Origin of the sequence: Mesorhizobium sp. M0037, from assembly GCF_040323635.1 — a bacterium.
Taxonomy (GTDB): domain Bacteria; phylum Pseudomonadota; class Alphaproteobacteria; order Rhizobiales; family Rhizobiaceae; genus Mesorhizobium.
In genome coordinates, this window is sequence record NZ_JAMYVB010000001.1 from 58613 (window position 1) to 72359 (window position 13747).

At 61.5% G+C, this 13747-nt stretch carries 17 protein-coding genes and 2 pseudogenes; 13 read left to right on the forward strand and 6 right to left on the reverse strand.

Going from position 1 to position 13747, the window contains the following annotated elements:
* Positions 1-323 precede the first annotated feature (323 nt).
* The 11 genes and pseudogenes from NKJ78_RS00300 (at position 324) to msrA (ending at position 7080) form a co-directional block, all read left to right on the forward strand.
* The gene (locus NKJ78_RS00300) at positions 324-734 is read left to right on the forward strand and encodes a hypothetical protein (RefSeq protein WP_023832798.1); all 411 of its coding nucleotides are present in this window, start codon (positions 324-326) and stop codon (positions 732-734) included.
* The gene (locus tag NKJ78_RS00305) at positions 727-1116 is read left to right on the forward strand and encodes a hypothetical protein (RefSeq protein WP_023693740.1); all 390 of its coding nucleotides are present in this window, start codon (positions 727-729) and stop codon (positions 1114-1116) included. Before NKJ78_RS00300 ends, NKJ78_RS00305 begins: the two co-directional genes overlap by 8 nt.
* Positions 1043-1718: pseudogene (locus NKJ78_RS00310) on the forward strand (terminase large subunit domain-containing protein); the annotation flags it as partial. The gene NKJ78_RS00305 and the pseudogene NKJ78_RS00310, both read left to right, overlap by 74 nt.
* Before the next feature lie 250 nt (positions 1719-1968).
* A pseudogene (locus NKJ78_RS00315) lies at positions 1969-2620 on the forward strand (phage terminase large subunit family protein); the annotation flags it as partial.
* A 1029-nt stretch (positions 2621-3649) separates the two neighbouring features.
* Positions 3650-4594 carry a glycosyltransferase gene (locus tag NKJ78_RS00320; RefSeq protein WP_031253300.1) on the forward strand — a complete coding sequence of 315 codons (945 nt, stop codon included), beginning with the start codon at positions 3650-3652 and terminating at the stop codon, positions 4592-4594.
* A 170-nt stretch (positions 4595-4764) separates the two neighbouring features.
* Positions 4765-5454 carry a glycoside hydrolase family 108 protein gene (locus NKJ78_RS00325; protein WP_023739180.1) on the forward strand — a complete coding sequence of 230 codons (690 nt, stop codon included), beginning with the start codon at positions 4765-4767 and terminating at the stop codon, positions 5452-5454.
* On the forward strand, positions 5451-5654 hold the full coding sequence (locus NKJ78_RS00330) for a Pam3-gp28 family putative phage holin (RefSeq protein WP_023689878.1): 204 nt from the start codon (positions 5451-5453) through the stop codon (positions 5652-5654). Before NKJ78_RS00325 ends, NKJ78_RS00330 begins: the two co-directional genes overlap by 4 nt.
* Before the next feature lie 96 nt (positions 5655-5750).
* Positions 5751-5990, forward strand: coding sequence for a hypothetical protein (locus tag NKJ78_RS00335; protein WP_023684348.1), 240 nt, complete (start codon positions 5751-5753; stop codon positions 5988-5990).
* The gene (locus tag NKJ78_RS00340) at positions 5975-6166 is read left to right on the forward strand and encodes a hypothetical protein (protein ID WP_023739181.1); all 192 of its coding nucleotides are present in this window, start codon (positions 5975-5977) and stop codon (positions 6164-6166) included. The genes NKJ78_RS00335 and NKJ78_RS00340 overlap by 16 nt, the downstream gene beginning before the upstream one ends.
* 3 nt (positions 6167-6169) lie before the next feature.
* On the forward strand, positions 6170-6493 hold the full coding sequence (locus NKJ78_RS00345; RefSeq protein ID WP_023689880.1) for a hypothetical protein: 324 nt from the start codon (positions 6170-6172) through the stop codon (positions 6491-6493).
* Between the two features lie 68 nt (positions 6494-6561).
* Complete coding sequence (gene msrA, locus NKJ78_RS00350; protein ID WP_023671461.1) at positions 6562-7080, forward strand: peptide-methionine (S)-S-oxide reductase MsrA; 519 nt, start codon at positions 6562-6564, stop codon at positions 7078-7080.
* Positions 7081-7099: 19 nt separating this feature from the next.
* Here msrA and NKJ78_RS00355 read toward each other — a convergent pair whose 3' ends face one another.
* Positions 7100-7945, reverse strand: coding sequence for a glycosyltransferase family 25 protein (locus NKJ78_RS00355; protein WP_050593141.1), 846 nt, complete (start codon positions 7943-7945; stop codon positions 7100-7102).
* A gap of 654 nt (positions 7946-8599) precedes the next feature.
* Between NKJ78_RS00355 and waaF the strand changes: the two genes are divergently transcribed.
* Positions 8600-9622 carry a lipopolysaccharide heptosyltransferase II gene (waaF, locus tag NKJ78_RS00360; RefSeq protein ID WP_023739185.1) on the forward strand — a complete coding sequence of 341 codons (1023 nt, stop codon included), beginning with the start codon at positions 8600-8602 and terminating at the stop codon, positions 9620-9622.
* Positions 9623-9704: 82 nt separating this feature from the next.
* On the opposite strand, the gene NKJ78_RS00365 is transcribed toward waaF, so the two are convergent.
* From NKJ78_RS00365 to NKJ78_RS00385, 5 genes are all read right to left on the reverse strand, one after another.
* Positions 9705-9899 (reverse strand): hypothetical protein, encoded by a 195-nt coding sequence (locus NKJ78_RS00365; RefSeq protein WP_023671466.1) that lies wholly within the window; start codon positions 9897-9899, stop codon positions 9705-9707.
* A gap of 569 nt (positions 9900-10468) precedes the next feature.
* A complete protein-coding gene (locus tag NKJ78_RS00370) occupies positions 10469-10939 on the reverse strand; it encodes a GFA family protein (protein WP_023739187.1) in 471 nt (156 codons plus the stop codon).
* 161 nt (positions 10940-11100) lie between these two features.
* On the reverse strand, positions 11101-11394 hold the full coding sequence (locus NKJ78_RS00375; RefSeq protein WP_023739188.1) for a hypothetical protein: 294 nt from the start codon (positions 11392-11394) through the stop codon (positions 11101-11103).
* A 13-nt stretch (positions 11395-11407) separates the two neighbouring features.
* Positions 11408-11575, reverse strand: a complete 168-nt coding sequence (locus NKJ78_RS00380) for a Thivi_2564 family membrane protein (RefSeq protein WP_023694668.1) — start codon at positions 11573-11575, stop codon at positions 11408-11410.
* A 774-nt stretch (positions 11576-12349) separates the two neighbouring features.
* Positions 12350-12676 carry a hypothetical protein gene (locus NKJ78_RS00385; RefSeq protein ID WP_023712723.1) on the reverse strand — a complete coding sequence of 109 codons (327 nt, stop codon included), beginning with the start codon at positions 12674-12676 and terminating at the stop codon, positions 12350-12352.
* A 273-nt stretch (positions 12677-12949) separates the two neighbouring features.
* Here NKJ78_RS00385 and NKJ78_RS00390 point away from each other — a divergent pair, with 273 nt between their 5' ends.
* The gene (locus NKJ78_RS00390; RefSeq protein WP_023671471.1) at positions 12950-13186 is read left to right on the forward strand and encodes a hypothetical protein; all 237 of its coding nucleotides are present in this window, start codon (positions 12950-12952) and stop codon (positions 13184-13186) included.
* Positions 13187-13747 lie beyond the last annotated feature (561 nt).

Here is a 13747-nt window from a genome sequence, read left to right on the forward strand (position 1 = left end):
AGGGCAGCTTTGCTATGATTTGTCCATGGTGCTGATTTGCGCCACCGACCCGCCCACGAGGCGGGTTTTGTTTTCCTGATGCCCACAACGTGCGGATATCGGATGTCGGCGGGACAGCACCCCCCTCTGGCCTGCCGGCCATCTCCCCCTCAAAGGGGGAGATCGGACTGCCGCCTTGCTTTCGCCAATCGTCGGCGCTGCAAATTGGTCGCGACCCTGGAGCTGCCAATCTCCCCCCTTGAGGGGGAGATGTCCGGCAGGACAGAGGGGGGCGTGAAGGAACGCTATCCTCGGTTCATTCTGCCTTATCCGCGAGGCCTCCCTTGTCCAACCGCTATGCCACCATCATCACCGACGATGACGGCCGCGAGGTCGTCAGCGCCATTGGCGTGTTCGAGGGCGCTGCCCCGCAGGCGCGCATCGGCCGTATGGAGCCGGTCGTGCCGGGCGTGCTGATCGGCATGGTTCGCGGTGGTCCTGTCGATGCCATCGGCGGCTTCGGCTTTCCGCGCGGCGCGCACGACGCAAGGGCGATCGCCAGGGCAAGCCTGAAAGCCGCGTCTGCCGGAAAGCGCCACGCGCCGGCCGCTGATGCAGCCCGCAAGGCCGCCCCAAAACGGTCAGGGCCAAAATCGGCACGGCGCAAGTCCGGCAAGATCAAGTCCGGCAAGATCAAGGGGCCGGCGAAGCAGGCAGCGACTGCCGAGCCCGCCGGGATCTCGGATCATGGCTGACCGGACGGCGCCGCGTGCGCGCCCTGACCGCAAGGCGCCTGCCGCCGCCGCTGCCAAGCCGAAGCGGACGAAGAAGACGCTTGGCGATGATTTCCTCGACGCGGTGCGCGCCGACTTCCGCGCCCATGGAGCCGGCGTCATTGCCGCGGTCCGGGCCGACAAGCCCGACCAGTATCTGAAGATCGTGCAATCGGTGCTGCCCAAGGATCTGGCCAAGGATTTGCATGTTTCATCTGACAATCTGGAAGCCCTGAGCGATGACGAGATCCGCCGCCGCATCCGCGGCCTCGAAGCCGTCCTCGGGCCGTTTGGCGACCAGCCTGAAGGCGCGCCGCCACTATCTGGCGCTGCTGCAGGAGCTGGACCGCAGGCGCAGGACTAACCAGCTTGCCGCCTACCGGCCTTATCCCAGGCAGGCGCGGTTTCACGCCGCCGGCGCGCAGAACCGGGAACGTCTGTTCATGGCCGGCAACCAGCTCGGCAAGACCAGGGCCGGCGGCGCCGAATGGGCCATGCATCTCACCGGCCGCTACCCCGCGTGGTGGCAGGGCAAGACCTTCGACACCCCCGTCAGGCTATGGGCTGCCGGCGTGACGGGGGAGGGCACGCGCGACAACCCGCAGCGCGTGCTGGTCGGCCCGCCGCAGCAGCAGGCGGCATGGGGCACCGGCATGATCCCGGCCAACGCCATCCTGCACACGACCATGGGCCGCGGCGCCCCGGGCGCGCTCGACAGCATCGTGGTGCGCTGGGGCGGCGGCGGCGACGTGCAGGCCGATGAATCGGTGCTTTCGTTCAAGAGCTATGAGAAGGGCCGCGAAAAGTGGCAGGGCGAAACCCTGCACGGCGTCTGGTTCGACGAGGAGCCGCCGCTCGATATCTATTCCGAAGGCCTGACCCGCACCAACGCGACGGGCGGCATCACCATCGTGACGTTCACGCCGCTGCTGGGCATGAGCGACGTGGTGCTGCGTTTTTTGTCGGGTGAGGTGCGCGCTCTTCCTCCCCCCCTTGTGGGAGAAGGTGGATCGGCGCGATAGCGCCGAGACGGATGAGGGGTGTTCCAGCGGAGTGACGCGTCGGCGTTCCCTGGAACACCCCTCATCCGTCGCCTTCGGCGACACCTTCTCCCACAAGGGGAGAAGGGAAGACCCGCCGCGTCCGGCCCAAAAATATCGTGCGCGAACAAAGCCATATCACGGCATCCCGAATCAATCCGGCAGGCCCCATGACCCGTCACGTCACCTTCATGACCATCGATGACGCCGAACATTATTCGCCGGACGAGCGAGCCGCGATCATTGCCGCCTATCCCGAGCATGAGCGCGAGGCGCGGGGCGCGCGGCGTTCCGGTGCTGGGCTCCGGCCGCATCTTTCCGATTGCCGAGGAGCTGATCGCCTGCGAGCCGTTCCGGCTGCCGCGCTACTGGCCGCGGATAGGCGCGCTCGATTTCGGCTGGGATCATCCGTCGGCCGCCGTCGAGCTTGCCTGGGATACGGAGGCCGATGTCGTCTATATCTCCAAGGCTGCCCGCGCCTCGCAGCAGACGCCGGCCATGCAGGTGCTGGCGCTGAAGCCGTGGGGCAAATGGCTGCCCTGGGCATGGCCGCGCGATGGCCGCCGCGAGACGCTGGAAGGCGCGGGCACCGCGCTTGCCAGACAATACGCCGCGCACGGGCTGAACATGCTGTCGGGCCACGCCCGCTTCGCCGACGGCTCGGTCTCGGTCGAGGCCGGGCTGATGGAGATGCTCGACCGCATGCAGTCCGGCCGCTTCAAGGTGTTCTCGTCGCTGCTGCCCTGGTTCGAGGAATTTCGGCTTTACCATCGCAAGGACGGCAAGGTGGTGAAACTGCGCGACGATTTGATGGCCGCGACGCGCTACCGCAAGCTGACGCTCGCCTATGTCAGTGGCGCCGGCACTTTGCCGACGACGGCCAACGGCATCTGGCTGATGTTCGACCGGGCCGGCGACAGAGGCGCCGACGGGACGGGAGTAGGAGATTTTTTGGGGCCTGCGTCTTCGGCAACCGACAATATTGTCACTTTCGCGGGCACGACGGGCAAGGTGGGGAAGGATAGTGGGATCGCGGTGTCCAGCCTGGCGCCGAAGGCCAGCCCGACATTTACCGGAACGCCAACGGGGCCGACCGCAGCGCCTGGAACGAATACCACGCAATTGGCTACAACGGGGTTCGTCAAGGCTGGGTTTGATCTGAAACTTGATAGCCGACCCAACCTTGGTGTCGTCGCGCAGACGATCACCGATTGGAACAACGCCCTGGACAATGGCTGGTATGTGGCCTCGGCGGCGGCTAATGCGCCAGACGGCGTAAACTGGTTCCTGGGGTTTGTGGAAGCGCACGGAAGCACTGGCTACCGGACGCAGACGGTGCATGATTTCGTCAACGACACTACGGCGGCAGACCAAAAGCTATGGCGGCGCAGGCAGGCTGGCGGTGCCTGGGGAGGATGGATCAAGCTGCAATGGTCGCAGGCCGAACAGGATGCACGCTATGTCCAGTCGTCCGCGGCGTTGCTTCAGAAGTGTTATGAAAGCCCGCAACAGACCATCACATCCGGCGGGTCGCTGACGTTGGCTCATGGGCTGGGGGTGAAGCCGAAGCTCTATGCGGCCTTCATTCAATGTACTACGGCTAATTCGGGGTATTCGGTTGGTGACGAGATTCCCATTAACCCATCTCTCAATACAACTGATGCGACCGCTCAAGCTATTAGCATCGTGCCAGATGCCACCAATTTGAATGTACGGATTGGTAATGCTGCTGGCGCACTTAAAGTCCTCAACAAGGCTGGAACAGGTTTTAACGACATAACAAACGCTAGCTGGAAACTCGTTTTGAGAGCGTGGGCCTAGCTTGCGAAATGTGAGCAACGGTCTAAACGTTGGAACATGCATATTACTATTGCAGTGCAAGGCAAAATTCCCTGTCGAGGCTACGGCGGCACCCAGCGGCAAATCGATTGGCTCGCCAGCGCACTCGCATCTCTCGGACATAAAATCACACTGATTGCCGGAGTGGGCTCCACCCATCCGCGTTGCGAGGTCCGGCAGGCCGCGTCAGTAGTGGAATGTCTGGGGGCGATCCCTATCAATACTGACATCGTGCATTTCAACGGCTGGTATGATGTAGAAAGCCCGTATCGTGCGCTTTACACTCTGCACGGCTATGTTCCAAACGCCCCGAGAAAGGGGCAAAATTACAGCTTCGTCAGCGCCAGTCACGCGCATCATCATGATCGAGAAACGTTTGTTTACAACGGTTTCCCTGTGGATGCCTACCGGCTGGCAGATCGGAAAGGTGAGCGGCTGTTGTTTTTGGGCGGTATCGCGAGGGCCGGGAAGGGCCTCAACCGGGCCGTCGATCTGGCGAAGAAATTTAACTTCGAACTCGATATCGCGGGTGGCTCGAGGTGGAAGTTGCTCGGGCGCAGCCAAACCCGGAAAGAGTCTCTGTTCTTCAAGAGCTTATCGCCGCGCTACCGCTTCCACGGCACTGTCGATGGCGAGGAAAAGCTCCGATTGCTCGGCGAGGCGTACGCCTTCCTTAACCCGATCTCCTGGGCAGAGCCGTTCGGCATGGCGGCGGTCGAAGCAATGCTGTGCGGAACGCCTGTGCTGACCACTCCGTGCGGTGCGCTTGCCGAAACGGTCGATGCAGACAGCGGGCGTTTCTTCGAAACCGATGACGAGTTTGCTCACGGTCTCAATGAGATCAACAGCATTTCCGCGCGAACATGCCGTGAATCGGCAGCCGAAAGATTTCCGATCCAGAAAGCCGCAACGGCCTATCTGGAACTCTATAAACGCATCCTTGACGGCGAAGTGCTTCCGTGAGCCCGCTTTAGCCGCTCCATCCAAAATTCCTCTCCCGTGAGGAAGCGTTATAGCCGGCCAACCGACATGCCGTCGGCACAGTCAGGATCAACAGGACACTCGTCTCCTGTGCGTGATCTGTGACTGGCTAAAGTCTCCGAGCTAAATTCCACAATCTCCTGAGGTTACCCATGGACCGCAACTTCGCGCGGGCGCTTGCGCTCGTCCTCAAATCGGAAGGCGGCTGGTCCGACAATCCGGCCGATCCCGGCGGCGCAACCATGAAGGGCGTGACGCTGGCCAATTTCCGCCGCTACGTGAAGGCGGATGCGACGAAGGACGACCTTCGCCATATCACGGATGCTCAGGTGGCGACGGTCTATCGCCGCTTCTATTGGGATGCCACTGCGGGCGCCGAGCTTCCCGGCGGTGTCGACTATGCCGTCTTCGACTTCGCCGTGAACAGTGGGCCGGGCAGGGCGGCTAAATATCTGCAGGCGGCAGTTGGCACCGCACAGGACGGCAGGATCGGCCCGGCCACGCTCAAAGCTGTCGGCGCCAGGCCACCGGGCGCAGTCATCGACGATCTTTGCGATGCCCGCCTGGCATTCCTGCGGCGGCTGCCGACCTGGCGGGTTTTCGGCAAGGGTTGGAGCGATCGCATCCGGTCGGTCCGTTCCCAGGCGCTGTTGATGTCGGCACTACAGCCCGCGGCACCTTTGCCGGGCACCCCGCCCCAGCCATCAGCGCTCTCGCCGAAGCCCGGCAGTGCGATGCCGCCGGTGTCTACCGGCGGGCGCGTCAGTCCCGTCGAACGCCTGCCGTTCTGGCGTGCGCTGCTTCAAATCCTGAAATCGATTTTCGCAAGGAGTTCGACATGATCGCCGTCTTCATCCGCATCGGCTTGCGGTACGGCGCCGGTGTTCTGGTCGCGCGTGGCCTGCTCGGCGCCGACGACGCGGCGGCATTTTCTTCCGACCCCGACATTCAAGCTGGTCTGGAGATCGCCGCCGGTCTCGCCATCGCCTCGGTCACCGAGACCTGGCACTGGCTGGCCCGCAAATCCGGCTGGGAGCACTGACATGGAAGGGTTTCAACAACTGCTCATCGCCTATCTCGAAGCCGCGAAACCCTATGCTATCGGCTTTGCCGCCGGGCTTGTCGCCGGGTGGCTGCTGTGAGCGCGCTCCTCGCCGTCCTGCTTGGCAACAAAGCGCTGCTGGGCTTCCTGGCATCGGTCATCGCCGCCCTTTGCTGGGGCGCTCACCAGCGGCTGGCCGGCGCCAGGGCCGAGCGCGGCAAACTGGCGGCCGCTGAGGCCGCGGCGCGCGCGGTCGCTGAGCAGGTGCAGAACGACGTCGGCGCATTGCCGGCGGACGCTGTTCGAAAGGAGCTGAAATCATGGGCAAGGGACTGATGGTTGCGCTGCTTGTGGCGCTTGCCGGGTGCACGACTGCTTCGGGCGGCTTCTGCGCGATTTCGAGCCCGCTGCGCCTGTCGGCCAAAGCCGTCGACGTCCTGTCGCACGCCGAGGCGAGAGCGCTCTTGGCGCACAACCGCAAGGGACAAAAGCTCTGCGGATGGAGGCCTTAGCCGATGCACGACCTCTTCGACATGCTCGGCATCAAGGGGCCGGTCGTCGCCGCCGGGCTAGCCGGCGGCGTGCTGAGAGCACTGTCGCGCCATCGCTACAAGCTGCGCGAGATGATTGCCTCGCCGATCTGCGGGGCGCTGGCGGCTGCGTATCTGACGCTGCCTGCCGTCGCCTGGTTCAGGGCAACCGGCATGCCTATCCCCGATCCGGCCGACGACACCACGACGCTCGCCGCCGCCTTTTTGATCGGCGTCTCGGCCATGTGGATTTCCGACATCGTCTTCGAGGTCATCGTGCGGCGGTTCGGCTCGGCCGGCAACGAGTGATGCACTTGAGATGCTGGAAGAAGCCAGCGACAATGCCTACCTAAGGAGCAATCCAATGGAGGTATGATATGGCGACGTCTACCGAACGTGCAGTCCTTGCCGGCGGCTGTTTCTGGGGCATGCAGGATTTGATCCGGCGCTATCCCGGCGTGATCTCTACCCGCGTCGGCTATAGCGGTGGCGATGTGCCCAACGCCACGTATCGCAACCACGGCAGCCATGCCGAAGCCATCGAGATCGTTTTCGATCCGGCCAGGATCAGCTTTCGCACATTGCTCGAATCCTTTTTCCAGATCCACGATCCGACCACCAGGAACCGCCAGGGCAACGATGTCGGAATGAGCTATCGCTCGGCGATCTTCTACACCAGCGACGAGCAGAAGCGCGTCGCCGAAGACACCATCGCCGATGTCGATGCCTCTGGACTGTGGCCGGGCAAGGTCGTCACGGAGCTTGCGCCGGTGGGCGATTTCTGGGAGGCGGAGCCAGAGCATCAGGACTATCTCGAGAAATACCCCAACGGCTATACCTGCCACTTTGTCAGGCCGGGCTGGAAGCTTCCGGTCCGCGAAAAGGCTGTTTCGTAGCGCAGCCTCTATCGTCTGCTTATCTGGCGGTCGAACTATTCTTCCGCGCGATCGGTATGCCGGCCGCCTTGTTGAGGTGGCCGTGCTCGGGCTGCCCATAGATGAACGCGCCGCGGACGGTTTTGCCATCGACCTCAGAGCCTGAGAACGCGACGGCCTCGATCTTCTTTGTTCCGGTCAGGCTCTGGTTTCGAAGATAGGCGAAGGTTCGCACCGCTTCTCCGACAATTCGATCGAGAAATGGTTTTGGCCGCCTCCCGGGCCGTCGCACGAGGCTTGGAAAGCGCTCTCGTCCCGAAACAAAATGGTGCTGTGCGCAAAGCGCCGGCATGATCTGATAGATTCGATTGAGCGAGCAGGTCATGAATCCTGGGTGAAAAAGAACGAAGTCGACCTCTCCTCTCAGATGCATGGTCCTGCGCAGCAATCTTTGCGCTGCCGATCTGGAGATGACATAGCCTGCGGCGCCCGCGTGCAGGCCATAAAGTCTGGCAAGCGAAAACCCATCATCGAGAGCGACTTCCTTGCGTCCGACCCTCACTTTGGCAAAATGCGTTTCCAGCTTGATCACATCGGCATCGCGCGGCACCCATCGATCAGAAGCAAGCAGCGAGCCGGCGCCCGCGCCGAAAACGACGTCGTCCTCGAAAACCGCGCCATATTGATCCGCGGCGTTCGCAACGATCTCCCAACACGAGCGGTGGCTCAGGAAACAGCAAACCTCAGCAGCGCTCAGCGGGCTTTTGGCGACAGAGCAGCAATCGGGGCAATCAATGGCGGAGACACGCTCAAATGGTACTCCGATCCTGCCGAACTCGGACGCGACATGCGCCAGCCGATCGCGAGAACGATCAAGATTGATCACCAGACACCTCATCAGCGCCCCCCTTTGTCCGGTGATCAGTGAATATCACGTTCCCGTGATTGCACAAAATTTGCTTACGTGCGGGGCAGTGGGTAGCGGCGTACGGTGCCCCGGTTGATTTTGGAGGTTGGGTGGACATTGACGGCGTCCCCCGCGTGGCGCGAGCCTTTACCGTGCGCGCCTAGACGAGTCGCCCTAGAAGCCGAAGAATTGCCGACCGATCACGTATCCGAGCGCGACGACCACAAGGGGAAACAGGGCGGGCGTCAGCCGACCAAGAGCGGAGGTCTTTGGCTGTTGTCTGGAGATGGTCCTGGGTGCATTGCCGAGATTCTTGGTCATCCGGTATAGTAGCAAGCGCTGATTAACGATTCCGTAACCCGATCGAGGCCGCCGCGGCTTTTCGCGTTTCTGGCGCGACCTTGACAATGCCCAGCTCATGACGCAACTGGGCCGTCTTTGAGAGCATTGTGAGGCAAGGTCAATGCGGCTGATTCAACGTCATGTCGATTTGGTTTGCATCGGCGCTGGTTCGGTTGCCGGCACCGGTCGCCCACAGGACGAAGTCCTGCACGCTTCGGTCGGTCCCGAAATGCCTCGGGTCCATTTTCCCGCGACCCCTACACACCGCATCCTTGGCGGCGAAGCGCTTCCTTGACGACCGGCGATCCAATCCTCTTCGTCGGCTTCCCCGCGGTCGGCGACTTCGTCCGTTGCCATTCCGCCATCCAGATCATCGCTGCGCGATTTCCTGATCGCCCCATAGATGTCGTCACCTCGCCCGTTGCAGCGCCGCTGGCGCGCCTGATGCCGCATGTCAGGAAGGGCTGGGCGCTTGCCAAGCGTCATCAGCGCCCCGGTTTTGGCGAGCGCAGCCGCCTGGTTGGCGAGTTGCGCAAGGAAAATTACCGTACGGCCTATCTGATGACCAGCAGCACCAAGGCGGCGCTGATGGCGTTCATGGCCGGAATAGAGGAGCGCATCGGCTATCCGCAGGAGTTGCAATTCGGCCTCCTCAATCGCTTCCCCGCCGGCTGGTTGGCCCATCTATGGGCCTTCGGACCCCGCAAGACGCGGCTGTTCGAGGAGGTCTGCTCGATTGCCTCGCTTGGCGAAAAGCCGGCTGCGGGCGCAGAGTGGCCGGCGCCCCGGCTTGTGGTCGATCCGGCCGAACTGGACGAATGGCGCCAGCACAAGAAGATCGATGCCGACGGACCGGCACTGGCGCTCTATACTGCCGACATTGAGAATTTCCGCTCATGGCCCGTCGAGCGCTTCATTTCGATCGCCAGAGACCATCATGATCGCGGCTGGGCAATCTGGATTGTGGGCGGACCGCGCGAGCACGCCGGTGCCGCAAAAATCCGCGCCGCCATTCCTGAGGCAATCGACTTCACCTCGACCCCGTCGATTGCTGACGCGATGTGCCAGATCGCTGCGTCAACCATGTTCCTCGGGGTTGATGGCGGGATTTCCCACGCCGCCGCTGCCCTGAACGTCCCATGCGCGCTCATCTACGGGCTGAATCGCCCCTATGTGCATGGGCCCGTAAACAACCATGTTCGCTTTATCGAACCGCCGCTTTCGACGCCCAGCTGGGTCAAGGACACGCGCGGCGTCAGCGAAACTCGGGTGAGGGAGGTTCTGGCTGACCTCTCAGCCGGTATTGCCAACTGACCGGTGGCCTCGCCGGCCCCAAGCGTCTGATCAAACGCTCCGTGGGGCAACCATAGCCCCGTTTCGGGTTTACCCCTTGACACTACCCCTTGGCCCTGCGGTTTTCGGGCTCGTGATTGCCGACCCAGTGGGCACGGATGCGGTCGCTGGCTTCAAGGTAGGCCATGTCGATGAGGTAGGTCAGAAGCTTCTCGCCGTCGGCTTCGGCTTTCTGCCGAAGCTCCCGCAGCATCCCTTGCGCGAACTGCAGGTTCTCCATTTTGCTCGGCTGGTCCATTGGTGCCCCCCAATGTCTGCGCATGAACTTTGCGCTGACTATGCTTGCATGAAGATTGCCGTGAAGTGGATATTGCACGTGCGGACCGCGATCCTGCGAAGGCGCTGGCTGCATGAAAACCGCTCCATCCGGCTTCAAGATTCGCTACACTAGGTGACGGAAACAAAATAAACAAAGCGTTCTTTTGTACAAGACAGGAAGGTTCCTTCAGTTCACACCACGAGATACTTGGACAGCATAGTTGACGTAACGATATTGCATGGTCTTAAGCTCTCGTTTCCAAACAAAACGTAGCATCGTTGCAACCACAAGACGAATTCCAGCTGACCGGGCCGCTACGTAGTCAATCGCCGGTTACAAACGGCACCGGGTCTCAGCCCAGGGCTTTGGCCAGCCCATCGTTCCACGGCAGCGCAGGCCGGATGATCTACCGCCCGCCTTGGCTTGACGCCAAGGCGGGCTTTTTGCGTTTGGCTTCTACCGGGTGAAATGTTGTCGGACCCGGTCCTGTCGGCATCGGGCGGTTTCGAGAACGATTTCCTGCCCGCCGGCTGTCTGCGCCGCTCGCGCTAGGCCGACTTGCGTTGCGGCAAGCTAGACGGCGTCTCGACACCGTCAGAAATTGGTTCGGCTGTCCGGTTTGTCGGCTCCTCATCGACCCGGTCGTGCTCGAATTGCCGGGCAGCAGGCAAGGGTTGCAACCAGTGCTCACGGCGATTGACCCAGAGTTCATAGCTGGGCTCCAGCCCTTCGGTGGGCACCTCATCGAGGCTGCCAATTGTCACTTCCACCTCATTCTCCCGAACCAAAGGCACCCGGCCGCCGCAGGTGGGACAAAAACTTCTGTCGCCGTAGCTGTTGACGATACCCGTCGTTTCGAACGCCTCGAGCGGCCACACTCCAAACGTCGAAAAAGCCGACCCGCTAGCCTTGCGGCAGTCCTTGCAATGGCAAAGGCCAATCCGAAAGGGATCTCCCGTCACCGAAAACTGGATGCCGCCGCACAGGCAGCTGCCGCTCCGCCTTGTATCATTGGGCATGACCGCTCCTCCATCTGGTTGGGCATCACACCGCTACATCTTGCAGCGCCATGCGCACAATCAATTCACGCGCGGCGCAACGGTTCCATGTCGCCTCGCGCAATGCATTGTCTGGACCCGGCAGCGCCATGGCGACGACCGCCGCAAGGCTGCTGGATATGTCAGTTCGGGAAATCGAATACCGGTTCCCGGCACGAATAGACACGGCACTGGCCATCACGTGTCGGAACGGAGGCAGCGACCGGCACCTCCGGCCAGTCGCACTCGTTGCCGTATTGGCGGACATAGCGATCATAAGTATTCCGGCCGGTCGTCAACACCGCCGAGTGATGGCTCTGGATGAGGCGCTGCGTCTCCTCGCAGGTCATCGAACGCGTGTCGGGTCGGGCGTAGGCCGTGCTTGTTGCGGCAAACAACGCCGTTCCGATGATCCATGCGATTGTTTGGGATGTCATGGCGACCCTTATCCTAAAATACGGCCAGGTATTTCAACAGCGAAATGATGCCGATAATGATGACAACGATCTGCGCGATCTGCCTCGTGCGGCCATCGAGCGGCAGACGCTGGACGAGATAGAGCACCAGGATGATCACCAGGAAAGTGATCAGAATGCCGATAAGTACCGATGAAGCCATGTCCCTCACTCCGTCTGGCTACGTCTGAGAAGAGTACGCAGCGGCAAACGCTCTGGCCCTTGATTGGTTCCTGTCGATGCGAAGCCATCGGCGCAGCGTAAAGGCCGCGAAACAACGTTCCGCGGCCTTTGAAGCTGGATGCCGATCAGGGCCTGTTTGCCGCAATGTTGTCGTTTGCCGTCGGCGACACGGTTTCCAGGCGACTTGTTGCTGGCGTCAGGCTGGGCTAACGGGAGAACCGCCTCGGGTTGACGAGCTTCCGACAAATACGGCCTGAGTTGCGCTTCGTTGTCGACATTTGCGCGAGCCCTGAGATCCGGCGCCGCCCGGCGGGTGATCACCTTTTCGCAGGAGAACAATTGCCGTCCCAAGGGGACGACGGGAACCGAAACCTCGCACGTGCATCTCAGCTACCGCGGAACGGGCAAATCGAGCAGGTGAGGAATTTGGGGTAGGGGAATACGTCATCCAACATGCGGGGATTGGAATCCCAGGTGTCGGGCCCGCCAGTTTGTTGGGAGCGTTGCCCGTTGCAGCCTACACCATCGACACACGGGGCCGCATCACGTTCTACAACGAGGCCGCCGAACCTGAGTGGGACGACGCGCCGCGGTTTTGGCTCCGTCGTCCTCCAGCGGGTTGCACCACAAGCGCTTAGCGGCACCGGACAACTGGAATTTGGGGAACAAGGCGTCGTCTGGACGCTCCAGGCGCCGCTGCGCTCAGTCCAAATCTCTCTCGCGGATTTTGTCGATTGAAAGAGCGGGTCGCGCCTTAGGACAATCCCAGCAGGGGAGCGGTTTGGCCGCCTGTGGTGTCGGAATTGCCGATGCCAGGCAGTTCGTGCTTATCGTCGGCAAGCGAAGTCAATCTCCCCGCCTCGACGGAGGTCAGTCCGTCCAACTCCATCACCGCGCCGTAGAGTTGGGCCGTCTGCATCACGAGCCGCTCGACGTCTTCAAGGGCGACGTTCTCGTCCAGGTTACGCAATCGTATGTCCTCGGCAACCACCGCAATATTGACCATTCCGCGCGAGCGCAGCGCGCCCAGGACCCGTGAATTGAGATCCTCTCGTAGCCGAGCCGAATATCCGTAGCGCATGGAAACCTTCCTTTCAGGAGCCGGTTGTCCCGTCGTGATCAAGATGCGCCAACGACCTTCAGATGGCAAGAAGAATATTAAATATTATCAAGTAAATCAACATGTTAGCAGACTGCGCGGGTTGTGCTATCGGCGTGTCTTCCTCATCGTTGGTCTTGTATGTGAGTCACCCATCAGCCTCTCTTGACGCGCTGCACGGGGACCCCTAGCTATACTGCAATTGAGACACATACTAACTCACCATATTTTTGGTCTTGACGGTTGGAGGCGCGAATGGCCGAGCTGGAACGACCCGAGCGACTGCAGATCATGCTGACAGCCGAGGAATTGGCTGCCTTGGAAAACTGGCGCTTCGAAAAGCGCATGCCAAGCCGGTCCGCGGCAGTGCGGGAACTGCTGCGGCGCGGCCTGGATGCGGATGGATTCCTGACTGCGGGACAAGGAACAAAGTCTCAGGACTTTGGAATTCTGGGCAGCAGTGTGACTGGCGACGGCCAGTCGGGCGAGTAATTCGACGGCGGTTAGCCAACAATCGCTTTTTCTGGAAGTGCCGCTACCAATTTATTGCGGTGGCGGAAACGCAAAGCGGGTCGGCTCTCGGCAGGGTACTGGTCTCAGCAGGGTACTCTTGGCGTATGGTTGCAAAGCCCGCTCCGGTTCGCCGGAGCGGGCTTTTTGCGTTTTCCCGACAGGAAATAGTCGCGATCGCTTCAGACACGCTCAAGGTTCTCTTCGCACCCCATGCACGCGACGCTGTGACCGGGGCAACTGAGCCGGTGTGTTCCTCCGGGGCAGCAATGGCCGTTCGAGCTGGCCCACCGGGCACAGACAAACACCTTGCGGGTTCCGTGGCATTGTGGACATTCCATCGGACGCGCCAGCAGAGCCTCGTTCTCCGAGACACGGCATTCCCTCTCAAGAACCTGGACCATCTGAAACCCCAAGGCCGAAATATGGCTAAGCTATCCATACCCGGAAAGCCTAAATTAGAATTAAATTACATACGCCACGAGAGCCTTCCGAGGGGAAGTTCGCGGATGGCAATCTCAGGCCACCGGCAGTCCGCCGCGC

Coding starts and splice junctions, on each gene's coding strand:
- NKJ78_RS00365 (WP_023671466.1), bottom strand. CDS start 9,899: ATGGACCAGCCGAGCAAAATGGAGAACCTGCAGTTCGCGCAAGGGATG.
- NKJ78_RS00325 (WP_023739180.1), top strand. CDS start 4,765: ATGGACCGCAACTTCGCGCGGGCGCTTGCGCTCGTCCTCAAATCGGAA.
- NKJ78_RS00370 (WP_023739187.1), bottom strand. CDS start 10,939: ATGCCCAATGATACAAGGCGGAGCGGCAGCTGCCTGTGCGGCGGCATC.
- NKJ78_RS00345 (WP_023689880.1), top strand. CDS start 6,170: ATGCACGACCTCTTCGACATGCTCGGCATCAAGGGGCCGGTCGTCGCC.
- NKJ78_RS00340 (WP_023739181.1), top strand. CDS start 5,975: ATGGGCAAGGGACTGATGGTTGCGCTGCTTGTGGCGCTTGCCGGGTGC.
- NKJ78_RS00380 (WP_023694668.1), bottom strand. CDS start 11,575: ATGGCTTCATCGGTACTTATCGGCATTCTGATCACTTTCCTGGTGATC.
- NKJ78_RS00305 (WP_023693740.1), top strand. CDS start 727: ATGGCTGACCGGACGGCGCCGCGTGCGCGCCCTGACCGCAAGGCGCCT.
- NKJ78_RS00375 (WP_023739188.1), bottom strand. CDS start 11,394: ATGACATCCCAAACAATCGCATGGATCATCGGAACGGCGTTGTTTGCC.
- NKJ78_RS00320 (WP_031253300.1), top strand. CDS start 3,650: ATGCATATTACTATTGCAGTGCAAGGCAAAATTCCCTGTCGAGGCTAC.
- NKJ78_RS00385 (WP_023712723.1), bottom strand. CDS start 12,676: ATGCGCTACGGATATTCGGCTCGGCTACGAGAGGATCTCAATTCACGG.
- msrA (WP_023671461.1), top strand. CDS start 6,562: ATGGCGACGTCTACCGAACGTGCAGTCCTTGCCGGCGGCTGTTTCTGG.
- NKJ78_RS00330 (WP_023689878.1), top strand. CDS start 5,451: ATGATCGCCGTCTTCATCCGCATCGGCTTGCGGTACGGCGCCGGTGTT.
- NKJ78_RS00390 (WP_023671471.1), top strand. CDS start 12,950: ATGGCCGAGCTGGAACGACCCGAGCGACTGCAGATCATGCTGACAGCC.